The organism is Pantoea sp. CFSAN033090 (assembly GCF_001264395.1).
GTDB lineage: Bacteria > Pseudomonadota > Gammaproteobacteria > Enterobacterales > Enterobacteriaceae > Pantoea > Pantoea agglomerans.
In genome coordinates this window covers 11,962-32,138 of the sequence record NZ_LGYX01000027.1, presented here as the reverse complement: position 1 = coordinate 32,138, position 20,177 = coordinate 11,962, and the positions used below count along the sequence as shown (strand labels likewise).

The 20,177-nt window shown below is 46.4% G+C and carries 33 protein-coding genes and 1 pseudogene; 29 read left to right on the top strand and 5 right to left on the bottom strand.

Annotated features, from left to right (window positions below; translation table 11 throughout):
- Nucleotide 1: 1 nt before the first annotated feature.
- Nucleotides 2–2,317 carry a type IA DNA topoisomerase gene (locus AFL22_RS19845; protein ID WP_072123965.1) on the top strand — a complete coding sequence of 772 codons (2,316 nt, stop codon included), beginning with the start codon at nucleotides 2–4 and terminating at the stop codon, nucleotides 2,315–2,317.
- A gap of 26 nt (nucleotides 2,318–2,343) precedes the next feature.
- Here the strand turns inward: AFL22_RS19845 and AFL22_RS19840 are convergent, their stop codons facing one another.
- The gene (locus tag AFL22_RS19840) at nucleotides 2,344–2,646 is read right to left on the bottom strand and encodes a hypothetical protein (protein ID WP_052272027.1); all 303 of its coding nucleotides are present in this window, start codon (nucleotides 2,644–2,646) and stop codon (nucleotides 2,344–2,346) included.
- Between the two features lie 572 nt (nucleotides 2,647–3,218).
- Between AFL22_RS19840 and AFL22_RS19835 the strand changes: the two genes are divergently transcribed.
- Together AFL22_RS19835 and AFL22_RS19830 are read left to right on the top strand one after the other, a co-directional pair.
- Nucleotides 3,219–3,809 (top strand): hypothetical protein, encoded by a 591-nt coding sequence (locus AFL22_RS19835; protein WP_156311609.1) that lies wholly within the window; start codon nucleotides 3,219–3,221, stop codon nucleotides 3,807–3,809.
- Nucleotides 3,809–4,012, top strand: coding sequence for an Hha/YmoA family nucleoid-associated regulatory protein (locus AFL22_RS19830; protein ID WP_052272025.1), 204 nt, complete (start codon nucleotides 3,809–3,811; stop codon nucleotides 4,010–4,012). Before AFL22_RS19835 ends, AFL22_RS19830 begins: the two co-directional genes overlap by 1 nt.
- 40 nt (nucleotides 4,013–4,052) lie before the next feature.
- On the opposite strand, the gene AFL22_RS19825 is transcribed toward AFL22_RS19830, so the two are convergent.
- From AFL22_RS19825 to AFL22_RS19815, 4 genes are all read right to left on the bottom strand, one after another.
- A complete protein-coding gene (locus tag AFL22_RS19825) occupies nucleotides 4,053–4,295 on the bottom strand; it encodes a hypothetical protein (protein WP_052272024.1) in 243 nt (80 codons plus the stop codon).
- A gap of 36 nt (nucleotides 4,296–4,331) precedes the next feature.
- The gene (locus AFL22_RS19820; protein ID WP_052272023.1) at nucleotides 4,332–4,748 is read right to left on the bottom strand and encodes a hypothetical protein; all 417 of its coding nucleotides are present in this window, start codon (nucleotides 4,746–4,748) and stop codon (nucleotides 4,332–4,334) included.
- Nucleotides 4,749–4,791: 43 nt separating this feature from the next.
- Entirely contained in the window at nucleotides 4,792–4,944 is a 153-nt protein-coding gene (locus AFL22_RS24135) for a hypothetical protein (protein WP_156311608.1), read from the bottom strand.
- Nucleotides 4,945–5,028: 84 nt separating this feature from the next.
- Nucleotides 5,029–5,316, bottom strand: a complete 288-nt coding sequence (locus tag AFL22_RS19815; RefSeq protein ID WP_052272022.1) for a hypothetical protein — start codon at nucleotides 5,314–5,316, stop codon at nucleotides 5,029–5,031.
- A 179-nt stretch (nucleotides 5,317–5,495) separates the two neighbouring features.
- On the opposite strand from AFL22_RS19815, the gene AFL22_RS23620 reads away from it, so the two are divergent.
- The 26 genes and pseudogenes from AFL22_RS23620 (at nucleotide 5,496) to AFL22_RS19700 (ending at nucleotide 20,174) form a co-directional block, all read left to right on the top strand.
- The gene (locus AFL22_RS23620) at nucleotides 5,496–6,008 is read left to right on the top strand and encodes a HigA family addiction module antitoxin (protein ID WP_072123964.1); all 513 of its coding nucleotides are present in this window, start codon (nucleotides 5,496–5,498) and stop codon (nucleotides 6,006–6,008) included.
- A gap of 187 nt (nucleotides 6,009–6,195) precedes the next feature.
- Nucleotides 6,196–6,501: a TrfB-related DNA-binding protein gene (locus AFL22_RS19805; protein WP_052272021.1), complete on the top strand. Its 306-nt coding sequence runs from the start codon at nucleotides 6,196–6,198 to the stop codon at nucleotides 6,499–6,501.
- Nucleotides 6,502–7,208: 707 nt separating this feature from the next.
- Nucleotides 7,209–7,736: a hypothetical protein gene (locus AFL22_RS19800; RefSeq protein ID WP_052272020.1), complete on the top strand. Its 528-nt coding sequence runs from the start codon at nucleotides 7,209–7,211 to the stop codon at nucleotides 7,734–7,736.
- A 265-nt stretch (nucleotides 7,737–8,001) separates the two neighbouring features.
- Nucleotides 8,002–8,364 (top strand): single-stranded DNA-binding protein, encoded by a 363-nt coding sequence (locus AFL22_RS19795; RefSeq protein WP_052272019.1) that lies wholly within the window; start codon nucleotides 8,002–8,004, stop codon nucleotides 8,362–8,364.
- A 122-nt stretch (nucleotides 8,365–8,486) separates the two neighbouring features.
- Nucleotides 8,487–8,735, top strand: a complete 249-nt coding sequence (locus AFL22_RS19790; protein ID WP_052272018.1) for a hypothetical protein — start codon at nucleotides 8,487–8,489, stop codon at nucleotides 8,733–8,735.
- A gap of 9 nt (nucleotides 8,736–8,744) precedes the next feature.
- Complete coding sequence (locus AFL22_RS19785; RefSeq protein ID WP_052272017.1) at nucleotides 8,745–8,945, top strand: hypothetical protein; 201 nt, start codon at nucleotides 8,745–8,747, stop codon at nucleotides 8,943–8,945.
- 538 nt (nucleotides 8,946–9,483) lie between these two features.
- The gene (locus AFL22_RS19780) at nucleotides 9,484–9,867 is read left to right on the top strand and encodes a hypothetical protein (RefSeq protein WP_052272016.1); all 384 of its coding nucleotides are present in this window, start codon (nucleotides 9,484–9,486) and stop codon (nucleotides 9,865–9,867) included.
- A gap of 50 nt (nucleotides 9,868–9,917) precedes the next feature.
- The gene (locus AFL22_RS19775) at nucleotides 9,918–11,198 is read left to right on the top strand and encodes a DGQHR domain-containing protein (protein ID WP_052272015.1); all 1,281 of its coding nucleotides are present in this window, start codon (nucleotides 9,918–9,920) and stop codon (nucleotides 11,196–11,198) included.
- A gap of 129 nt (nucleotides 11,199–11,327) precedes the next feature.
- A complete protein-coding gene (locus AFL22_RS19770) occupies nucleotides 11,328–11,663 on the top strand; it encodes a TrfB-related DNA-binding protein (protein WP_052272014.1) in 336 nt (111 codons plus the stop codon).
- A 3-nt stretch (nucleotides 11,664–11,666) separates the two neighbouring features.
- Nucleotides 11,667–11,966, top strand: a complete 300-nt coding sequence (locus tag AFL22_RS19765) for a hypothetical protein (RefSeq protein ID WP_052272013.1) — start codon at nucleotides 11,667–11,669, stop codon at nucleotides 11,964–11,966.
- A gap of 4 nt (nucleotides 11,967–11,970) precedes the next feature.
- Nucleotides 11,971–12,522: a hypothetical protein gene (locus AFL22_RS19760; RefSeq protein WP_052272012.1), complete on the top strand. Its 552-nt coding sequence runs from the start codon at nucleotides 11,971–11,973 to the stop codon at nucleotides 12,520–12,522.
- A gap of 134 nt (nucleotides 12,523–12,656) precedes the next feature.
- Entirely contained in the window at nucleotides 12,657–12,863 is a 207-nt protein-coding gene (locus AFL22_RS19755; RefSeq protein WP_052272011.1) for a hypothetical protein, read from the top strand.
- Between the two features lie 484 nt (nucleotides 12,864–13,347).
- Nucleotides 13,348–14,139 (top strand): LPD29 domain-containing protein, encoded by a 792-nt coding sequence (locus tag AFL22_RS19750; protein WP_052272010.1) that lies wholly within the window; start codon nucleotides 13,348–13,350, stop codon nucleotides 14,137–14,139.
- 143 nt (nucleotides 14,140–14,282) lie between these two features.
- Nucleotides 14,283–14,495, top strand: a complete 213-nt coding sequence (locus AFL22_RS19745) for a hypothetical protein (RefSeq protein ID WP_052272009.1) — start codon at nucleotides 14,283–14,285, stop codon at nucleotides 14,493–14,495.
- 38 nt (nucleotides 14,496–14,533) lie between these two features.
- Entirely contained in the window at nucleotides 14,534–14,836 is a 303-nt protein-coding gene (locus AFL22_RS19740) for a hypothetical protein (RefSeq protein WP_052272008.1), read from the top strand.
- Nucleotides 14,837–14,888: 52 nt separating this feature from the next.
- Nucleotides 14,889–15,266, top strand: a complete 378-nt coding sequence (locus AFL22_RS19735) for a hypothetical protein (protein ID WP_052272007.1) — start codon at nucleotides 14,889–14,891, stop codon at nucleotides 15,264–15,266.
- Nucleotides 15,267–16,613: 1,347 nt separating this feature from the next.
- Nucleotides 16,614–16,763, top strand: a complete 150-nt coding sequence (locus AFL22_RS24130; protein ID WP_156311607.1) for a hypothetical protein — start codon at nucleotides 16,614–16,616, stop codon at nucleotides 16,761–16,763.
- A 57-nt stretch (nucleotides 16,764–16,820) separates the two neighbouring features.
- Nucleotides 16,821–17,093, top strand: a complete 273-nt coding sequence (locus AFL22_RS19730) for a hypothetical protein (protein ID WP_052272006.1) — start codon at nucleotides 16,821–16,823, stop codon at nucleotides 17,091–17,093.
- Nucleotides 17,094–17,360: 267 nt separating this feature from the next.
- The gene (locus tag AFL22_RS19725) at nucleotides 17,361–17,672 is read left to right on the top strand and encodes a hypothetical protein (protein ID WP_052272005.1); all 312 of its coding nucleotides are present in this window, start codon (nucleotides 17,361–17,363) and stop codon (nucleotides 17,670–17,672) included.
- Nucleotides 17,673–17,731: 59 nt separating this feature from the next.
- Nucleotides 17,732–18,070 (top strand): hypothetical protein, encoded by a 339-nt coding sequence (locus tag AFL22_RS19720; RefSeq protein WP_156311606.1) that lies wholly within the window; start codon nucleotides 17,732–17,734, stop codon nucleotides 18,068–18,070.
- Nucleotides 18,071–18,261: 191 nt separating this feature from the next.
- Nucleotides 18,262–18,426, top strand: coding sequence for a hypothetical protein (locus AFL22_RS24125; protein ID WP_156311605.1), 165 nt, complete (start codon nucleotides 18,262–18,264; stop codon nucleotides 18,424–18,426).
- Between the two features lie 60 nt (nucleotides 18,427–18,486).
- A pseudogene (locus AFL22_RS24120) lies at nucleotides 18,487–18,636 on the top strand (helix-turn-helix transcriptional regulator); the annotation flags it as partial.
- Nucleotides 18,637–18,759: 123 nt separating this feature from the next.
- Nucleotides 18,760–19,080, top strand: a complete 321-nt coding sequence (locus AFL22_RS19715; RefSeq protein ID WP_052272003.1) for a type II toxin-antitoxin system RelE/ParE family toxin — start codon at nucleotides 18,760–18,762, stop codon at nucleotides 19,078–19,080.
- Nucleotides 19,070–19,354, top strand: a complete 285-nt coding sequence (locus AFL22_RS19710) for a helix-turn-helix transcriptional regulator (RefSeq protein ID WP_052272002.1) — start codon at nucleotides 19,070–19,072, stop codon at nucleotides 19,352–19,354. The genes AFL22_RS19715 and AFL22_RS19710 overlap by 11 nt, the downstream gene beginning before the upstream one ends.
- A gap of 52 nt (nucleotides 19,355–19,406) precedes the next feature.
- A complete protein-coding gene (locus tag AFL22_RS19705; protein ID WP_052272001.1) occupies nucleotides 19,407–19,622 on the top strand; it encodes a hypothetical protein in 216 nt (71 codons plus the stop codon).
- Nucleotides 19,623–19,778: 156 nt separating this feature from the next.
- Nucleotides 19,779–20,174 (top strand): hypothetical protein, encoded by a 396-nt coding sequence (locus tag AFL22_RS19700; RefSeq protein WP_052272000.1) that lies wholly within the window; start codon nucleotides 19,779–19,781, stop codon nucleotides 20,172–20,174.
- Nucleotides 20,175–20,177 lie beyond the last annotated feature (3 nt).

Here is a 20,177-nt window from a genome sequence, read left to right as displayed (position 1 = left end):
TATGAGACTGTTTATTGCTGAGAAACCTCAGTACGCAAAGATTATCGCGGAGGCACTGGGGAACGGTCGCTCACAGAAAGGCTTTATCGAGTGCGGTAACGATAAAGTGACATGGTGTGTTGGTCACCTCCTACAGCTTGTCACTCCCGCCGAAATTAATCCTGAATATGCAAAGTGGACGAATGATGTTCTGCCTATGAAGCTGCGGCCCGCTCAACTCAGACCCATAGCCCGCACTGCTGATCAGTTTGACGTTGTGGCAGGGCTTATCAGCCAGGCCAGCGAAATCATTCATGCAGGAGATCCAGATGAAGAGGGCCAGTTACTGGTTGATGAAGTGCTGGAATACTGCAAAAACACCTCGCCGGTACAGCGCTTTTTGCTGAAAGATCCGAACCTGGAAGCAGCCAGAAAAGCGCTGGCTAACCTCTGCGATAATAAACAGTTTTATGGCATGTATCAGAAAGCGCTGGCGCGTTCTGTTGCCGATTATGTATATGGCCTGAATATGACCCGCGCCTACACCATCGCAGCGCGGGAACGTGGGTTTGATGGTGTGATTTCAATTGGGCGTGTCCAGACTGCCGTTCTGGCACTTATAGTGAACCGTACTCTGATTAATAAAAGTCACGTTGCCAGCTTCTATTATGAAATTTACGGCGATATGAATGTTCAGGGTAAGACCGTAAAAGCTAAATTTGTTCTCCCAGACGATACTGATATACCGGTCGATAATAAAAAGCGCATTTCAGATAAAGAAGCAGCAACCAAATTATCGCAGTCCTTCACCGGAAAAGAGATTGTCGTTTCACGCGTGGATGTCCAGGAAAAAAGCAGCTCTGTGCCTTTGCCTTTCTCCATAGCCGGTTTACAGGCCAGGATGAGTACCCTGTACGGCATCAAATCCGAAAGAACTTTACAGTTAACGCAGGCTTTACGTGATAATTACAACGCGATTTCTTACAACCGTTCTGACTGTAATTATCTGACTGAAGAGCAATTCAGAGCCGCCCCTCCGCTGCTTGAAAAACTCACTACACAGATAGATGAATTTGCAAAAATCCGGGAAGCCGGTGTGCTCGACTTCACCAGAAAGAGTGCAGCATTTAATGAAGATGAAGTTAGTGCGCATACCGGCATCATTCCGATTGCCGTACCAGATCGTGAAAATATGACAGAAGATGAATGGCGCGTTTACAGCGCTATTGCAATGCAGTTCCTGGCGCAGTTTATGCCCCCTAAACGCTATAACGCCGTCCAGGTTGATTTCCAGTGCGATGAACGCACATTCACCGCCCGTGCGGTTAATTCCATTGATGATGGCTGGACGCGCTGGCTTTCTGCAAGCGATGACAAAGGGGCAGAGAACGAAACTGACGATAGCCTTTATACTGCGCTGACTTCACTCAGCGAGGGCGTAACTGGCAAGTGCGACTCTTCGACGGTGAAGGAAGAAAAAACAAAACCACCGGCCCTTTATACAGAGGCGACGTTACTTAATGATCTGATGAATGTCGCGAAATATGTCCAGGACCCGAAACTTAAACAACTGCTCATCAACCGCGATGAGGGTAAAGGTAAAGGGGAACGCGGCGGCATAGGTACGCCAGCCACACGCGGTAAAATTCTGGAAACACTCGAAGAGCGCGGTTTTTTCCTCTTTGATAAGAAAAAAATCCTGCCAACTCAGCTGGGTTTCAGCCTTATCCAGCTTCTGCCTTATGAACTTAAAGTGCCGGATATGACAGCGCTTTGGCACGAACAACAGGTCATGATTGAAAATGGAGAGTTGAGTGTTGATGAATTTCTGGACGGCATAGAAAATTTTGTGTCTGACCAGATTAAAAAGGTCGATGTAAGTTCATTGCACATTGAAACCTTTGATTGTGAATGCGGTGGCTTATATAAAAAGCGTAAAAGTGATAATGGCGTATTCTGGGCCTGCTCCAATTACCCTGATTGTACTAATACCCTGCCAGACAAACACGGCCAGCCAGACTTAACATCGCTTAAGGCCAATTGTCCCAAATGCAGCGCTAAAATGCGCGTCAGTGCAAAAACATTTCAGTGCACCAATGATGAGTGCGACTTCCATGTATTCCGTGTGATTGCTGAAAAGAAAATTTCAGCCCTTCAGATCGATAAGCTTCTTTTAAAAGGAAAATCGGATCTGCTGAAGGGGTTCAAAGGTAAAGAGGGCAAAAAATTTGAAGCGGTGCTGATGCTTAACAGTGAAACGTGGAAAGTAGATTTTTCTTTTGAAAAGCCTTCTCCCAAAGCGGCAAAGGCTAAAAAGCTGCTGAGTAAGCGATTTTAATCCAGTATGGCCGGAAAGCTACCCTTTCAGAAGGGTAGCTCTCCCTGACATGAAAACTCATCAGTCTCATTCGCCAGGTGCATAGCCCTCAGCGCCCCTAGATAATTGAATGCCTCAAGGATGGTGACAGGTATTTCTACTTCAAAGGTAAAGCTTCCCGGCCAGGTGCGGCCAAACCAGAACAGGCCATCTTTTCGCTGTATCAGCACCACCTGACCGTCCCTTGCACGGTCATAAAATCCATCCAGGTAAATGATTGTGACCAGCTCGTTATAGCGCGTGAAGGTATTGATACCTTGCCGCTGTGATGGTTCATAGTCGCTTTTCATGGTGCGTTCCTATACTGTATATACATACAGCATATAAGCAAAGTCGGCCAAGCACAATATGCATCATAATATGTTGCAATAAGGAGGGCGATATGTATACTTCATCAATGTTCATCAAAAAAATTATGATGAGCTGAGAACAATAGATATCGAGGAATATTCCTTTTCTATTCCATTCAAAGGGACACTTACCGAGGCTGACAGTTGAAGCAGAACCGCGCCTGTAGGCTCAAGGGGCCGCAGGCGTCCCCTTTCCCCAACACCCGGACAAATCACGGCCTGCGTGCCGCTGGCGCGTCACCCAGCCCGCTCAGCCGGGCGGGCCGGGCGCTGTGCAGCAGCTGCGTGGCGTGCGGGGCCGGATCGGCTCAGCAGGAAGGGGGTTGGGTCTGCCAGGGTATGCCGGGCCGTAACCGCCTGACGGCGGGCCTCGCCGCCCCTGACCGGCGCAGTTCCCCTTACCCGCATCTGGCGGCTTTCATGCCCTCCGGGCATAAGTAAGAGTAACGACCTATGCAATATCGTGCATAGGTGGTTTTTCTAAATAACATTGGGGCTAGGCAATGAATGTGATGAAATTTCCTGTATGCGGATTATTACTGTTAAGCAGCGCGGCTATTGCAGGCACTATCGAAGACAGCAACGCTGAAGCAATGGATGCAGTTAGTTCTTTCGAAAAGTCACTTTATGAAGGTGTTAAATCATACGATAAATCGTTTAATGATCTAGCCAATAAAACCGTTTCTTCAGACAAAGAATCTCTGGTTCTGCCCTGTGGTGAACCAACAAAATACAGACTTGTCTTTGTATCATCATCATTTAATAAAGGATGGCGCAATATTGGTTTTGTACCGGCTGAGTTTGAAGGAAAAGCGATTTATTGTAAAAAAACAGGGCTGATTTTTCCTGACGGAACAGCTGTGAATGATTATCAGTTGGGAAGCGCATATTTTTCTACTGTCTACCTGAAAAATAGCGAAGCCAAAATAGACGAATATTTACCAAACAAATATTCACCTAACAATGAAGTCACTGATCCTGAATTAAAAAAGTTACTGTCAGATTATGACAGAAAAGCGAAAGAAAAAGCCGAGGCACAAGTTGCTGACTATGGTAAAAAGATTCGTATTGAGTCGGGTAACATGATTACGGAAGGAAATTAATGACAAGAAGTGATTACCTTTTCAAATTCAGGCGTTCCAGCTCACTGGAGACGCTTGAAAAGGTGTTTGAACATATGCGGGACAATGTTGCGCCACATGAGATATTAGATTTTATGAGTGCTTACGATCACCGCAAGGCTGAAATAACAGTCGGGAAAAATTTTGATAAGGTGCCATCTTCAGTGTGGCGACTGGTTAAATAACAGAAAATTAGGCTTCATAAGAAGCCTTTTTTGTGACTACTTAAAAAATCCCAACTATAAGTTCACAAATAAGTATTATAGAACCGGCAGAACGGCGGGGAATGACTGTCTGATGCTGGCAGATTAATGAATTGTTCAGACGAAAGTTACTGCAATAATATCCGTTATCAATTTCGTAATCTAACGCGACTTCTAGGTACTTTTGATAAAGTTCCTCATGAGAATTCATATCCAACACAGACAACATCTTACCTGCATGTTTATATTGCGCTTGTGTGATCATATTAATTCCTTTGTCTAACCAAAGACTTTTTACTGACTACTCAAAAAATCCAAGCACAGGTGTAATCTCCTGTACAACACGGCCTGTCATGATCAGGAAGCGACGCCATATACCGTATGGCACTGGCTTAGTTCCTTTACGCCATTCCCGGATAGAATGTGTGCGGGATATACCCAGCAAAGCGGCTAGCTTTTCATCGCTGCTATAGTCCGGTAGTGCATCCTGAAACTGGCGAAACCATACATCCACAATTGCCGGTTCTGGCGGCTGCCATCCTTCTGACTCGGTTTTTAGATGTGCGCCGCTGTAGGCAGTAACATTATCAGCGTCAGGCACTCTATACACCGGCGCATCCAGATTGGCTCTGAGCGCATCACAGGCGCTGTGTATTTTGCTTTCATAAACAGCCCGGCGCTGATGTGCCAGGGACGGTAAGTCTATTTTTAGGTTCATAGTCAGCCCTTTAAGCCCTGCCAGGCGGCAGGGCTTGATTGTATTACTGTGCGTAACCGCGTACACGTTCCAGCGCACGCAACAGCATATCCAGTTGTGCGCCGGTCATACGCGGCATTTTTATTGTTACACGTTTACCTTTCCGAATCCGCTTTACCATATGGCGGGCAAATGCGAGAATCATTTCCTGCGTCATACTCTCTATCCTCAATAGTTGCTGGCGCATCCTGATAACGTAGCCGCGTTATCAGGCGTTAAAGGGGGGGCTTACCCCCCCTCTTTAGCGCGGTACAAGCTCAATACTTTTAACGTCCGAAACACGAATGTTAACAAGCGAAAGGCTCCCTGTAGCGCGTGGTTCCCACATTCCCCGTTTGTGTAAATACTCCATACAGATCATCAGATAGTCAGGGATTAAAATGTCAGTTTTAATCACCTTGATGCCGATGTGCTCCGCATAAAATTCACGGGTAGGTGTTCCCACGCTTTTTAAAGAGCCTCGACGAACGATCCAAAAATCAGCCTCCGGGAAGTTCGTCTTTACAGTTGCCACATCACAAAGTTTCATTCGTCTCCGTAGCGGGGCTGGCCTGCTCAGAGCGAGTGACCTTCTTTGCCACCGCCAGATAATATTAAAATAAATGGGCCTGTAATGCAACATAATATGATGCTTTCAGCATAATTATTTGTTGCGCCACTCTGGGTGTTATCATATGCTCCTTTGACTCTTTCAGTGAGGACACCAGATTGAAATCTAAGACGCATGTAGAGCCGCCGATGCTCGGTGAAGTGCTTAAGAACGAATTCATGAAGCCTAATGCGGTTACGCAAATAGAGCTGGGCGAAGCGTTGGGTTTTACGCGGGTACACGTACAGCGGATTCTGAACGGCAAGCAGCACCCCGTCAGCCTGGATGTGTGCGTTAAACTGGCGCGCTTGTTTGAAACTGAACCTGATTTCTGGATTCGTGTTCAGGCAGAGCATGATGCCTGGCTCGCCCGCCAGGAGTATGAGAAAAGTGACCTGAAGCCAATTAAAACGAAGGCTGACGTGCTCAATTCGCATAAGATCACGCTGAATACAACAGAGTTCGCCCAGCATGTTGGCATTGATGAAGGTGAGTTAATTCACGCCCTTACTCACACCGGCAAAGTCAACGGCGTAGAAGTTCCCCGACCACTTTCAAGTAATCACCAAGCTGGACGGCGCTTTTTGTTTCGCGATGCTGACGCATTTAAGGCTGCGCTGAAAAAGAAATAGTTAAAAAGATTTATTATTACTTTGGTTACTAGACCGGATGAGATAACAGTATCTCATCCTACCTCTTTATAGTTGTACACAATCTATAGTAACGTTAGTTAATTTATATTCGCTTTTGTTAAGAATGAGCTTTGCCTCTGTTCGTTACCCTTATCTTGATCGTTAATAAAATTATACAGGTAAATTTATGGCCCTTCCTAAAGTCAGCCTGGAAACATGGAAGTCTCTGGAACCCGCGTTGAAAAACTTGCATCCAAAAACAAAAGAATTCGTATTCAACGTTGTGGTAAATGGTAAAGAAGTTTCTCAGGTCGCAAAGGAAGAGGGAATTGGACGGCAAACCGTTTATGAGGCGGTATGGAAGTTTGCCTCAATTCTGGAGAAAAGCCAGAGTGAAAAACTGGTGCCGGTATTTGTCTGGTTGCCGGAAGAACTGGCAGATCAGGTAAAAAAAATGGCTGAACCGTACCAGAAGAAAGAAGAGGAAAAATGATTTAAGCCGGGCGTCGCCCTGCGGGCCGTTCTGCCGTGCTGCGCATCGAGCCGGTTCCCGTCTCGCCCCGCTAACGCGGGCGGCTACCACTGACGCATAACCTTCAGTTTTACTGAATATTGGCAGCTGCGACCGGCGTTCTGCAGCGCGTTGGCCAGCTGTGCCGGCAAATTTGCAAAGAGAGTCAAAACAGTAAGTTAGTTCGCTATTCAACAGAATTTTCATGATCAGAAAATTTGACTGAATCAGTCTGTGTTCTGTTACTCCGCCGACGGCATCACCCTGGCGCCATATACCAATTACAGTGAATGCAGTCTGTAAGGCCACAGAACCGCGCCTGTAGGCTCAAGGGGCCGCAGGCGTCCCCTTTCCCCAACACCCGGACAAATCACGCCCTGTGTGCCGCTGGCGCGTCACCCAGCCCGCTCAGCCGGGCGGGCCGGGCGCTGTGCAGCAGCTGCGTGGCGTGTGGGGCCGGATCGGCTCAGCAGGAAGGGGGTTGGGTTTAGCAGGGTATGCCGGGCCGTAACCGCCTGACGGCGGGCCTCGCCGCCCCTGACCGGCGCAGTTTCCCTTACCCGCATCTGGCGGCTTTCATGCCCTCCGGGCATCGGTACGGAGTGTGATTATCTTATTATTGTGCATCAAATAATGTTGCAACTATGAGCCGTTTTGATATAGTGATCAATATAATTCAGGAGGAAACTATGGAAGCTAATGATTTTGACAGTACAGAAGGTGAGCAATACCGCTTGTCATGGATGGCCTATATAAAGCCAGTATTAACTACGTGTGTGCTGGTAAGCGCATGTTTGATGATGATCGGAGCACAGGCTTCCATTGATTCCCGCCTTACCAGTGTACTGAACAATACTGGACTCTGGTTCATTCCATATGTGCTGATAGTGATATTTTCAATATGGTTTATTTTACGCGTCATTTATCTCAGTAAAGTTCGGCTTTATCTCAACGAGAACGGGGTATATGTTCGTCGGGGGATCTTCCCCTGGACGAAAGGTGTATTCGGTGCAGCATGGCGCGATATTGCTGATGCAAATTACTATACGGGTTTTATTCCGTGGCTGACAAAATCTTACCGCGTGAGAGTAGGACACAGGTTTACCAAAACCAGCGAGATTGTTGTGCCTAATGTTCGCAGGGGTAATGAAGCTGTAATGAAAATGAATGATGCAATCAACAGGATTAATAAGGCGATGGTTAACCAGCCGCTTTAAAACGTCAGGAACGCGGCTGTAGTCAATACAGCCCCTTTCTTCAGCACACGAATAAAATAGTCCCTGCGGGGCGTACATCCCCTTCCCTGTTCTGATCCCCCTTTACCGTAACCCGCGCATCCCATGTGCTCCCGGCATAGCATTGCATAGCAAGCAACATTTTATTACTCATATAGCATCATATTATGTTGCTTATTGTCGCCATTTTCGCTATATTTATCAGTGAAAGTTGTTGTTAAAAACCAAACCACTACAGGAGCTTATTATGTCTAACGCATTTCATTTTTCAGGTCGCCTTTCTGCAACTCCAGCCATGAAGGAGGGTGATAAAGTTCTGAAATTTACTCTTCTGCGCAATGAACCTGGTAAGCGCGACGACGCAGGGCAGCGCGAAACCAAGACTATTAGCATCCAGTTTACTGCTTTCGGATGGACTGCGGAGCAGATCGGTAAAAACTGCCGTAAGGGCGATCAGCTTATCGTTGAATCTCATATTGAAAACAATAATTACACTGACGCAAGTCAGAATCAGGTTTACGGATTCAGCTTTATTGTCGATAAGTTTGAGTACGGTGCGCCGGGCAGTGAAAAACGTCAGGAGCTTGAAGCACGTCAACAACAGCAATAAATACAGAGCGCCCTTAGAGGCGCTTTTTTTTATCTATCAGTGCAACATATTATGTTGCATTTAGTTGGGGGATTTTGTATATTGAATGCGCTGTAAATGTTCTTTAAAAGAGGTGAAGAAATATGGTGTGTAAAGCTGACCTTATTTACTGGGGGCTTGATGACTTTGGCCGACCAGTTTTTAAAAAGCCACATGAAAGAAACGTATCATTTTATTATTGTTCAACTAATGAAATACTGAGGGAGGGGGAAGATACACCCGAAAAACTGGATTCTATTATTGACGCAATGATTGAAGGTAAAGACGAGCTTCATTTCAAAGGTATCTATCCTGACGGTGAGCCTGATTACCCGGTAAAACTTACACCTTAAGGGGGTGATATGTCAGAAGCATATAAAGAGCTTGCTGATCTTATCGAAAAATCCTTTGCGTTAAATGAGCTGTTTAAGGCCATTAATGATGCAGAAGAATCAGCAGAAATAAAAGCTAACCGGTTTATTCGCTGGCTGCCGTGTTCTCTGGTAGACAGGCTTGATAAGAAGGAGGTAATCACATTATTTGAGGACAACCCCCTGCGCTAACAGAGGGTCATCCGGGGTAACGTTACGGGGGGATCTTTGCGGAAACCCCGTAACATCACAAAGTATAATTTTATTGAGTAATGAAATCACTACTATCTGAAATTTATGCCAGGTAAGCCCTGGCTTTTTTATGCCCGGAGGACATGGAAGCCGCCAGATGCGGGTAAGGGGAACTGCGCCGGTCAGGGGCGGCGAGGCCCGCCGTCAGGCGGTTACGGCCCGGCATACCCTGCTAAACCCAACCCCCTTCCTGCTGAGCCGATCCGGCCTTACACGCCACGCAGCTGCTGCACAGCGCCCGGCCCGCCCGGCTGAGCGGGCTGGGTGACGCGCCAGCGGCACACAGGGCGTGATTTGTCCGGGTGTTGGGGAAAGGGGACGCCTGCGGCCCCTTGAGCCTACAGGCGCGCAGGCACAATCAGGTAAATACATTTAAAGTTAGTAAAATGATATCAACTAAGTGTTAACTTAGTTTGACTTTGGCCGCGTAATATCCGATAATTCTTTTGTCAGCACAAAAGCTATTGAGGATAGATTTATGAACCATCTGACATCGGCAAGTTTTTTTAATCTTGACTGGTTTATTTTTAAAATTGAACATTGTTCTCCAGTCTTTAATTACAATCAGCTTCAGGAGGGAGATATTGCCACCGGTTATATCTGGTTTCAGGTGCGTGGCGAAGTGACGGAGGATGACGAAGAAGAATTAAAGATGCACTGCTGTTTTCCGTGGTTTGCCTGCGTTATGAAAGAAAATGATGAATTTTATATCGAGGTTAAAACAGAGTTTGATGATTGCTGGCTTCTCTGCCATCAGCTTGTCTTTCCCTCTGACGATAAACCGGAATACGATGAATTTCTGTCTTATTTTAATTCCCTGCACTGGCGTGAAGCTGTAAGTAAAAGCCTGATAAATTCATAATGATCATGCCCGGCATAGCCGGGCTAACATCAGCATTAAGGATTCTGACTATGAACAATGACAGTCAATATTATTTCGATTTTCCGGCAACAAAGGGAATTCAGGGTGGTATCGTGCAATACATGCTTACAGTCCCAATGACGACGTTAAAGCGTTTTCTGGCAATGGATGACCAGGGCGATGTTATGTCCCGGAGCCAGCGGGAGGCGAATAAAACCCGCGCCCGTAAAATCAGTGGCTATGCCGGGGAAGCAACCCGAAATAAAATCCCTTATATCCTTCCATCCATTACCGGAAATATTGAATGCGATGTACAGTTCATTCCGAGCGAATTATCACCGGTCGTCGGTATTGTAAAAATTCCGATGGAGGCCGATTTAAAACTTTTTGACGGTCAGCACAGGGCTTTAGGCATCATGGATTTTGTGCGCAATTACTCCAACACGACAGATACGATCAGCCTGCTTCTCACTGTTGGCCTTACCCGTGAGATGCGACAGCAATTTTTTGCTGACATCAATAACAATGCCAGCAAACCTGCCGCTGCTCTCAGTATGGCGTATAACCATAATGATCCCGTTAACCAGCTGGCGATGCACCTTGCGCAAACCATACCCGCCCTGGCTGGAGCCGTTGATTTTGAGCATAACGCGGTGCCGGTTAGAAGTTCCAAGCTGATTAGCTTTAAAGCCCTGAATGACGGAACCCGTAAAATGCTGGCCCTTCGTGGAAAAATTGCACCAACGAAAGCACAACGCGAGCTGGCGTTACAGCTGTGGAGTGCCTGGGCTCTTGCGATGCGCTGGCAGGATATTGCGCAGGATGACTTAGCCGCAGAATACCGTCAGGAGGCGCTGGGCCTTCATGGCATTATGATTAATGCCATTGGCCTGTGTACTTCCTACATGCTTCGTACCCGTTCACCAGGATGCATTATTGCCCTGCTCGAACGCGCAGCTTCAGGGGAAAATGACTTCAACTATCGAGAAACTTTCCTCCATGACAACTGGCACGATATATGCGTTGACGCTGAAACCGGAACCGTTCGCACCGATCGCCGGGCGCTTGAGGCGTCAGCAGAAACTTTAATGAAGCTGATTGACCCTCTGGCTGGCGATGCCTGGCTACGTTCTTATGTTGGTGAGGATGTACCAGACGCCGCACTGCAAAAGTTGCTCACCGAGATCAACAAAGTACAGAAAGAATCAAACCGTACTTTGCGCAGTATTGAAGAAAGGCTGATGCAACTGAAAAATGCCACACCTGAAGATAAGGCCCGCGTAACGGCTAAGCTGCCAGCGTTTCGCAAATTCCTTCTTGAGACAGAATAAGGACAGGCCGCAACTGCGGCCCCTTTTTCAGTAGAATGTCAACTATAGCCAACTTAAAGTTAACTATAGTTGACCTGAAAAAGCTTGATCTGTAACCTCTACATATCCATATTTTTGAGGATTTAATTAATGGCACAAAAAAGGCAGATCAGTGAAAAGGAATGGCAGAACCTTTTGCCGCTGATGGAAACATTCGCATCAGTAACAACAGACATTGCTTATTCAGTTTTAGTGAAAGGGGAAAGTCAGGTTGATGTTGCAGCACGAAAAAACAGAAGTAAACAAAGTATTGGAATGGCTGTAAAACGTGTGTGGGAATTATATCAGGCCGCTTCTCTCAATAGCAGTGAGGGGAATGCTCTGAAGCTGGTAAACGTATGGTTGCCAGAGGCATACGCTAAAGATGTGTTGAAAGAAGCGGCAAAATATCCAATCAATAACGATAAATTGAAAATACAGGGATAGTAAATGAATCTGCGTGAAGCCGATCTAGAAAGGTTCGGAGAGCAGCTATATCATCATTTTCGTAAACAGGGTAATCACCGCTGGGACACATCTGTATTCAGGAAAGAGGATGGAAGCTTTTACGTCGTTTTCAGGCACTCATACAGCAATAAAAATGCAGATGGTGTTAAAAAGACACTAATTCAGGATGAAAGTGTAATTTATGCGAAAAATGAAATAGCTTTACTTAAAGCTGATTTGCCGAATTATACGGATGCAGAAATTCTTGAAAAATCCGAATTTTTCAAATCATTAAAGGGTTAATTGCATGAAAAATACAATTGGTAGTTATTATGCAAGATTCCGCGTAATTAATTTTGTAATTGTGATCGGCGTCATTCTGATGATCATATACTGGTCTTTGGCGTCATTTGTATTTCAAGATATTTTTAATCCTTTGCGGGATGCTTATTTGTATGTCTCAAAATTTGTTTTTGCTAGAACAAATCCAAACGGCGAACTCGCTACTGAGTTTTCAAATCCATTAGACGGCGATTGGATTAGCAATATAAATCTTGCAATGGGCTGTTTTGGTACGACATATATATTAATAAAGTGTTGGGTGTATTTAGCATTTGAGGCTTACACGCGCCTAGAAAGATCGATGATGATCTCAAAGTTTGGCAAAAAAAAGTATGATTCTTTACAAAGATATTTAAAGATCAAGGCTGCAAATTTGAAGAGACTAAATTCTGAGAAAGCGGATATAGAAAAAGCCGAGTTTTCACATTACGAAAAATGGAAGAGTTATTATAAAAGTTCACTTTCCTTCGATGAATGGAAAGAAAAGGTAGTAAATTCATCCAAAACACTAAGATAGTAGGCAGGTAAACCGGGCGTCTCCCTTCGGGCCGTTCTGCCGTGCTGCGCATCGAGCCGGTTCCCGTCTCGCCCCGCTCACGCGGGCGGCGGCCACTGACGCAAATCACTAAACGCAGGTAATAGGAGAGTAATATGAAAGATTCAGAGAGTACCGCTTATGAAAAGGCAATGGATTTAATCAAATACACGGAACGTGAAGCATTAGCAGGTAACATTCAACCGGCTGATAAAAATATGGCATCACAGTTTATGAGTGGTTATCTCAAGGCACTCTACGATAATAATCTTGTTTCAGAAGAGGAATTTAATTCCCTGCGCAACGCCATCCGTGCATTTTGAAATAGCTATCTTCACAACCACGCTTTATGCCTGTTCTGAACAGACGCGCCTGTAGGCTCAAGGGGCCGCAGGCGTCCCCTTTCCCCAACACCCGGACAAATCACGCCCTGTGTGCCGCTGGCGCGTCACCCAGCCCGCTCAGCCGGGCGGGCCGGGCGCTGTGCAGCAGCTGCGTGGCGTGTGGGGCCGGATCGGCTCAGCAGGAAGGGGGTTGGGTTTAGCAGGGTATGCCGGGCCGTAACCGCCTGACGGCGGGCCTCGCCGCCCCTGACCGGCACAGTTCCCCTTACCGCATCTGGCGGCTTTCATGCCCTCCGGGCATCAATAGAAACTCATTCTATCTGACTGAAATTAAATAAAAAAGTAATATATTGGTGTTAACTTGCGTTGACTTTAAAGGGCTAATATCGGATAATTGTTTTGTCGGGAAGCAATAGTGCTTTCACGCAAATAGCCGGTATCGGCAACGCTAAGGAGTAGATTCATGACTGTTAAAACCCATCAGATCGGCCAGTGCTTTTTTTTTCATCGTAACCCTGTAGCGGTGAGCGAAATTTCAATAACTGACGGGGTAATTTCTTACACGTTCTCGCGCCTTGATATTCCTCATCGTATGACCATCAAGCATGAAAAAGTTGCCAGCCGCTTTGGCTGGGAAAAACTTGATCGTGTACTTTCGCTTGCAGAACTCCGTATGCGTCGTGTTGCTGAGAACGCTGCTGATAAATTTCAGGAACAGGCTGAAATGCGGATGAAAGAAATAACAGAACAGGAAGCAGAAACAGCCGCCAGTAATGATAAATATAAAAACCTGGTAACAGAATCACAGGAGCCTTTTGAATGCAAACGCGCCTCTAAAAACATCCGCATTCTTTTGAAAGAAAATTTCAAGGGAACAAAATTCTCCGTTCGGACGCGTGATGCAGCCTGTATTAACGTCTGCTGGACAGACGGGCCGACCAAAGCGGAAGTAGATGAACTTATAAAGCAATTCCAGATCGGTGCCGTTGACAGCTTTTCAGAGTGCTATGAGTATAATCAAACCGGATTTAATAAACTTTACGGCGGGATTAAATATCTTTTCACTGAAAGAAGCTATACCGACGATCTAGTAACTAAAGCTATCGAAGCCGTTAAAGAACGTTATGGCGACAGGATCGGGCCGGAGTGTACTGTAGAAGCCTTCCGCAAAGGCAGTCTATTCAATACGGGCCTGAATTTCCTAACCGACAGCTTACAGGTCACCATCAGGCAATATCTTTCTGATATTAAGTAAAAACTACTCCCCCCAAAAAAGGGGGGGGTAATTAAGTGTTAACTTGCGTTGACTTCTGCGGCCTAATATCGGATAATTGTTTTGTCGGAAAGCAATGATGCTTTTACGAAAATAGCCGGTATCGGCAACGTTCAGGAGTAAATATGAAAAAGCACGATTTAGAGAAAATTATTGCCTCGTATTATTTAACAGATAAAGTCACTGTTCTGGTATCAGACGTAACTAAATACGATGATAGCCGCGTTGAGATTCGTCAGGCAGATACTGGTTTTTTAATTTGGCGCGCATGGGATTTTGAAGAGAATTTTATAGAAGATCTTGATAAAAATCTCAAACCCTTTTCAATCCCTGCCTGATTTGACGCCCGGCACTGGCCGGGCTAAAGGATAACGCCATGCACTTTATAAATTTTCTAAATCGTTATTTTGACGCTGTAATAGAACACGAATTCGACCCTGATATTATCGGAACCAATAATACCGGGAAAGATGTTACACAAATCTGGATTTATGAAAAGGGCAATGACTGTGAACCTCTGCTTATTCTCAAAGAATCCTGGTGGTACACCGAAACCAAAAAGCCAAATTACTGGCTGGTCGGAAACATCTATTCTGAGCTTGTACATGGCAGCGAATACAGTGAAGCTGAATTTCGTGAGCTAGTCAGAGCTGGTAAGATAACAAGCGAGTTTAGTTAATCATTTTACCCTGGCGGCTTTGCCGCCAGATTTATGGAGAGAGGGGGTTACAGTGAGCAGCAGAAATGATGGTGGTGGCATTCTTATTGTGTGTTTTGTGGTTGTCATTATGGGGGCGCTGGGAATTTCACATCTGTTTGATGTGCCGTTCACGGTTGGTGTGAAAATCGTGCCGTTTCTTGTATTTCTCTGCATTGCTACCGGCGCTGCCTGGTGGTTTGATTTTTTAAACTGGACATGGCCGCTTTTCCTGGGTGGTCTTTGGGTATGTTTTTTGCCGATTGTGGATTACAAGGCCGGGATCACTGGTGATGATTTCCCTCTGATGCCGTATGTCGAATGGTACGGTCACGGATTCTGGCAGGCGGTGATCTTCACCGTTATCGTCCTTGCAGGCTATGCCATAGCAAAATGGCGAGATCATTTCTGATTTTCATGAAAAATAAACCAACTCAGGCGGCACTTGTCGCCTTTTTTTATACTTTTTCCTGGTCCCGGTGTGCTGTGGGATCGGGCGTCGCCCTGCGGGCCGTTCTGCCGTGCTGCGCATCGAGCCGGTTCCCGTCTCGCCCCGCTCACGCGGGCGGCGGCCACTGACGCCTCCGGGCTTTGCCCTCCGCGCTCCGCTTGGCCTCCGGGCTTTGCCCTTCGCGCTACGCTTGACGGCTGGCGAACCGCCGCCAGCTAGGTAACGCGGTGTGCCGGATGCCGTTCATAAATCACCGGTACGTTGGCAGGGGTCGTTCCGCCTATGTCCGCATTGAAACCGGGCTGGTCAATTTGTCAACAGACGCTTCGCTTCTGCTGTTGACAAATCACCCGGACGCCCGGTTACATTGCGGCCGTCGGAAACGACGCCCTACCAACTTCCCTACAGGTGCTATATGACCTCCCACATCCTCGAAAACCTCCCGCAAATCCTTACCTCCCTTGCAGCTCTGATAACTGCCATCACCGGCCTGGTTAAAGCGTTGCGCGAGAAAGACAAATAATCGCAAAGGGGCGGCTATGCCGCCCCTTTGTCATGCTTACAAGCCATCATAGTTACGCTTACTCGCTTACTCGCCTGCTCCTGAATCTCTGATGTTCGGTTTCCCTGCTGTTCTTCAGTTTGCTGCGGGATCGGGCGTCGCCCTGCGGGCCGTTCTGCCGTGCTGCGCATCGAGCCGGTTCCCGTCTCGCCCCGCTCACGCGGGCGGCGGCCACTGACGCCTCCGGGCTTCGCCCTCCGCGCTCCGCTTGACGGCCACACCCTGCGCCGGACTCGCCCGGACGCTACGCGCCCGCCCCGCCCCTTTGGGGTTCCTCAGCCCTGCGGGCCTCGTCATCCTCTGCAAAACTTTATGGCGCCCTGTGCCGTTTACAGTGAATGCTGCCTGTAGGGCCACAGAACCGCGCCTGTAGGCTCAAGGGGCCGCAGGCGTCCCCTTTCCCCAACACCCGGACAAATCACGCCCTGTGTGCCGCTGGCGCGTCACCCAGCCCGCTCAGCCGGGCGGGCCGGGCGCTGTGCAGCAGCTGCGTGGTGTGTGGGGCCGGATCGGCTCAGCAGGAAGGGGGTTGGGTTTAGCAGGGTATGCCGGGCCGTAACCGCCTGACGGCGGGCCTCGCCGCCCCTGACCGGCGCAGTTCCCCTTACCCGCATCTGGCGGCTTTCATGCCCTCCGGGCATCGGTACGGAGTCTGATTAAATTGCCAGAATGCATCATAATATGTTGCTTTATTCTGGGGGGTTTGCTATATTTATATTGTGGTTCAGCAACTTAGAGGATAAAAAATGATTCGTAAATTCATCGGTGAGCGTAACGGCAAATACGTTTTTCAGCGCGACAATATACAGTTCGAGCGCAGCTGGAAGCCTCAGAGCCATTCCCGCCCGCAGACACCAAGCCAGTTAAAGGCTGAAATGCAGGCACTGGAGCGTTAATATCAGGGGGGGCATCCCCCCTATCATTCCGCTGGTAAATATCTAAGGAGAGAAACAATGACTCATAAGAGCGAACGAACCATTACGGTTGAACCCGTTCAGGAGATTACGATTAATGCCGCTCAGGAAAAAATCGTCAGCTTCGGAGGTAATGACCAGGTTGAAGAGGCGGTAAAAAACCTTTTTCGTCATCCAGCAAAAAGAATGCTGATCCCCGGCTTTAAAGGCAGCAATCCTGCTTTTAAAGATTGGGTAGATCGCCTGAAAAAGGGTGAGCGCTTACCCAGGGGGAAATATTTCAGGATATGTGAGCGTATTCAGGCTTTCTAACATGATTACGACTGAAATAATCTTAACCCTGGTTCGGGCGGGTATGATTGGGGTAAGCGTCTGCGTAATAATTATGGCTTGCTGGTCAGGCGAACCGGTAGCGTTTTTAAGGAAAGCCAATCCCGTTCTTATACCCCTGGCAGTTGTTGCATACATTATAGCCTTCATGTAGCAATTTTAGCCTGAATAATGCATCATATTATGTTGCTTTATTTTGGGCCTGATGTTATATTTATCCCGTAGTTCAGCAACTTATGAGGATAAGCCATGAGCAGTGAAAAAATAATTATTGATAGCTTCAGAGATCAATGCGCAGAGATTTCAAAAGGACTCATGCCAAATTCCGGTCTTATTTACGAACTTTATCAGCGTCGTCTTAGCGCAGGCATAGACAGGCTTCTTCGCGATATTCCGGCTGTGTATCAGGATGATGCAAGGGCGATGGCCCGCGAAGAGTTTGATTATATGACGGCTGAAGAAATTGCTGATGAGATTCGCCAGGATCGTGAAAATGGTATCTGCTGCCACGGTATTGATCGTGACTGTTGCCCGATGGGTTGCGGCGACCTGGATGATTAAATGATAATAACCGGGCAGGCTAGTTTAAACTGCCCGTCTCTAACGAGGCAGAGAATGTAATGAAAAAAAGGTTAGTTTTAGCTTTAGCATCATCAGTGCTTTTGGTTCCCCCCGCGTTATACGCGGTCGGTATTCCTGTTCCTGATTTAACATCACCTTTAAAGGTTTCTATGTCAGATGCCTACAAATGCAATGATAAAGGACAGGCTTTTACAAAGCTGAAGGGCGGTAATTATACGCTGATGGAAGGGATTACCTGCCATGATGATAATTTGTGGCGAAAGGGAAAGGCCATGACATTTATTGATATGGTTAATTATATAGCTGACGAATATTATAATGCCTCAATGGTAAAGCAGCATTTGTCAGACTCTGAAGACGATAAAAAGGATATGTAATGGAAATTTTTCTACGCATGATTATGGCGCTGTCTCTGTTTGGTGTAGCGGCTTTTGTGTACAAGGATTTTCTTCCTTAATATTTTACCCCTTACGCATGGGGTGTCAGTCTCTTTGTCTTACTACTGGCAATTGTGATTCAGTGCGTCGCTAAAAAATAACGCGAAAAATCCATAAAAAAAGGAAGTGTAATGAAAAAGCTTTTTTTCCGTTTTTTAATTGCGACATTTTTATATGGATTCGCAGCCTGCGTAATCAAAGAGACACACCCGGAATATTTTTCCCCTATTGTATGCACTGCTTGTTTTGTGATCATAATTGCAGCGATTTATATTAAAGATGTTAGTGAGCAATAACATGGAAAAAGTGCAGATTCTGCACTTTAAGCGCTGTTTAATGTTGAGTGTGGAAAGCGTATGACAGGGTTTGAACTACGCCTGTGGCGTCGGGGTTTAGGCTGGAGTCAGGAACGTGCAGCCGAGGAACTGGGCGTTTCACTGCGTACTTACAAAGTGTATGAGAAGAAATCGCCACCACGTATGGCGATACTTGCCACTCAGGCACTGGAAAGAAACTTTTCAAAATAATAGCCTTTGGGTTATGTATAACCCTTGAGTTATGATAACCTTTGAGTTATTATCTGTGCATGGACATAACAGTTTGGTGCAACACAGGAAAGGGGCTGCTAAGTGTTTGAATTGATATTCCATCCTGAAGCACAACAGGAATTGCTTGAGCTGGACAGCGCGATGCAGGGTAAGGCGTTAGCCGCACTCGACAAGCTGGAGTCGCAGGGCAATCAGTTACGTTATCCTCACACGGATATTATTCAGGAGGGGCTTTTTGAATTAAGGGCGGGGAAAAAGGACATTACGCGCACCTTTTTTGCTTTTGCTAAAGGCCGCAAAATCTATATCTTGCGCACCTTTATTAAAAAAACACCCAGAACGCCACCGGCAGAAATAAAACTGGCTTTGAAAAGACTTGAGGAGCTGACAGATGAAAGTTAAAGGCGTTTCCTTCGCGGAAGTTAAAGCACAATCTTTAAAAAATCCTGACGTGATGGCTGCTTATCTTGCGGAGAAAAAAGAAGAAGAGCTACAGGAGCTGCTTGCTGATCTGCGCCGCAGGGCTGGCATCAACAGCACGCAGGTAGCTGAGCGTATGGGGATTACACAGCCTGCCGTGAGCAAGCTGGAGAAGAACGCCAGTAAAGCCAGTATCACAACCCTTGAAAGATACGCGGCGGCATGTGGCGCGAGTATCAAGATCACAATGGGCTGAATTACAGTCCAGAAAATGCGGGGTTAAACCCCGCCACTCAGGAGCTTATGATATGAAATCCTCGGAACTACGTCTTTGGCTGGAAAACCAGGAAGCAGAGCATGGAGATCTGAACATTGCCTGTATGACAGCATACGGTAACTTAGCTGAATGTGAAGAGCTTACACCTCGCTTACTCAGCGTAACAAAGCCACTAAATCTTGCTATAGATATTAAATCTGTAGGCAACGATGAAAAAATTATAGCTATCGGTTTTGATACAGAATAAAGATATTGAGAAATACAACCACCAATCTGATACTAAAGGAGGAAATATGAACGATCTGAGAAAAGTTGCTGTGGTTGGTGCAATGTGCCTCGCACTGATTTTGTTTGTATGGTTTTTTAAATAAATATTAGCAGGGAACAGATAAGCGAGGAATCTATGAAAAAACTAATTTTCCTGATGGTGTTTGTATTATTCCTGGGTGTTGCACTCTGGGCAAATAGTTCATACGACATTAAAAATTCTTTCAATATCTCTGCGGGTATCACATCTTTAGCACTTGTCACATACTATGCGGCTACACTTTTATTTGCAGTGATGGCCGTATTTATTTCATGGATGTATGAAAACGGATCACTTAAGTTTTTTTGCGGGGCGCTGTATTTTTCCGTCATGAGCTACATTGCTTCTTTTTTCATCAAGAAATTAAACATGGATATCATTATTTCAGGATTCCTTTTTTCGAATTTATTGAGTGTTGGGTTTTCTGTCATGGCAGGTGTATTACTGGTATTCGGCGTATACTTTTCTATATCCAACCGTCAGTTTAATTAAGGA

Coding starts and splice junctions, on each gene's coding strand:
- AFL22_RS19845 (WP_072123965.1), top strand. CDS start 2: ATGAGACTGTTTATTGCTGAGAAACCTCAGTACGCAAAGATTATCGCG.
- AFL22_RS19840 (WP_052272027.1), bottom strand. CDS start 2,646: ATGAAAAGCGACTATGAACCATCACAGCGGCAAGGTATCAATACCTTC.
- AFL22_RS19835 (WP_156311609.1), top strand. CDS start 3,219: ATGAAATTTCCTGTATGCGGATTATTACTGTTAAGCAGCGCGGCTATT.
- AFL22_RS19830 (WP_052272025.1), top strand. CDS start 3,809: ATGACAAGAAGTGATTACCTTTTCAAATTCAGGCGTTCCAGCTCACTG.
- AFL22_RS19825 (WP_052272024.1), bottom strand. CDS start 4,295: ATGATCACACAAGCGCAATATAAACATGCAGGTAAGATGTTGTCTGTG.
- AFL22_RS19820 (WP_052272023.1), bottom strand. CDS start 4,748: ATGAACCTAAAAATAGACTTACCGTCCCTGGCACATCAGCGCCGGGCT.
- AFL22_RS24135 (WP_156311608.1), bottom strand. CDS start 4,944: ATGACGCAGGAAATGATTCTCGCATTTGCCCGCCATATGGTAAAGCGG.
- AFL22_RS19815 (WP_052272022.1), bottom strand. CDS start 5,316: ATGAAACTTTGTGATGTGGCAACTGTAAAGACGAACTTCCCGGAGGCT.
- AFL22_RS19805 (WP_052272021.1), top strand. CDS start 6,196: ATGGCCCTTCCTAAAGTCAGCCTGGAAACATGGAAGTCTCTGGAACCC.
- AFL22_RS19800 (WP_052272020.1), top strand. CDS start 7,209: ATGGAAGCTAATGATTTTGACAGTACAGAAGGTGAGCAATACCGCTTG.
- AFL22_RS19795 (WP_052272019.1), top strand. CDS start 8,002: ATGTCTAACGCATTTCATTTTTCAGGTCGCCTTTCTGCAACTCCAGCC.
- AFL22_RS19790 (WP_052272018.1), top strand. CDS start 8,487: ATGGTGTGTAAAGCTGACCTTATTTACTGGGGGCTTGATGACTTTGGC.
- AFL22_RS19785 (WP_052272017.1), top strand. CDS start 8,745: ATGTCAGAAGCATATAAAGAGCTTGCTGATCTTATCGAAAAATCCTTT.
- AFL22_RS19780 (WP_052272016.1), top strand. CDS start 9,484: ATGAACCATCTGACATCGGCAAGTTTTTTTAATCTTGACTGGTTTATT.
- AFL22_RS19775 (WP_052272015.1), top strand. CDS start 9,918: ATGAACAATGACAGTCAATATTATTTCGATTTTCCGGCAACAAAGGGA.
- AFL22_RS19770 (WP_052272014.1), top strand. CDS start 11,328: ATGGCACAAAAAAGGCAGATCAGTGAAAAGGAATGGCAGAACCTTTTG.
- AFL22_RS19765 (WP_052272013.1), top strand. CDS start 11,667: ATGAATCTGCGTGAAGCCGATCTAGAAAGGTTCGGAGAGCAGCTATAT.
- AFL22_RS19760 (WP_052272012.1), top strand. CDS start 11,971: ATGAAAAATACAATTGGTAGTTATTATGCAAGATTCCGCGTAATTAAT.
- AFL22_RS19755 (WP_052272011.1), top strand. CDS start 12,657: ATGAAAGATTCAGAGAGTACCGCTTATGAAAAGGCAATGGATTTAATC.
- AFL22_RS19750 (WP_052272010.1), top strand. CDS start 13,348: ATGACTGTTAAAACCCATCAGATCGGCCAGTGCTTTTTTTTTCATCGT.
- AFL22_RS19745 (WP_052272009.1), top strand. CDS start 14,283: ATGAAAAAGCACGATTTAGAGAAAATTATTGCCTCGTATTATTTAACA.
- AFL22_RS19740 (WP_052272008.1), top strand. CDS start 14,534: ATGCACTTTATAAATTTTCTAAATCGTTATTTTGACGCTGTAATAGAA.
- AFL22_RS24130 (WP_156311607.1), top strand. CDS start 16,614: ATGATTCGTAAATTCATCGGTGAGCGTAACGGCAAATACGTTTTTCAG.
- AFL22_RS19730 (WP_052272006.1), top strand. CDS start 16,821: ATGACTCATAAGAGCGAACGAACCATTACGGTTGAACCCGTTCAGGAG.
- AFL22_RS19725 (WP_052272005.1), top strand. CDS start 17,361: ATGAGCAGTGAAAAAATAATTATTGATAGCTTCAGAGATCAATGCGCA.
- AFL22_RS19720 (WP_156311606.1), top strand. CDS start 17,732: ATGAAAAAAAGGTTAGTTTTAGCTTTAGCATCATCAGTGCTTTTGGTT.
- AFL22_RS24125 (WP_156311605.1), top strand. CDS start 18,262: ATGAAAAAGCTTTTTTTCCGTTTTTTAATTGCGACATTTTTATATGGA.
- AFL22_RS19710 (WP_052272002.1), top strand. CDS start 19,070: ATGAAAGTTAAAGGCGTTTCCTTCGCGGAAGTTAAAGCACAATCTTTA.
- AFL22_RS19705 (WP_052272001.1), top strand. CDS start 19,407: ATGAAATCCTCGGAACTACGTCTTTGGCTGGAAAACCAGGAAGCAGAG.
- AFL22_RS19700 (WP_052272000.1), top strand. CDS start 19,779: ATGAAAAAACTAATTTTCCTGATGGTGTTTGTATTATTCCTGGGTGTT.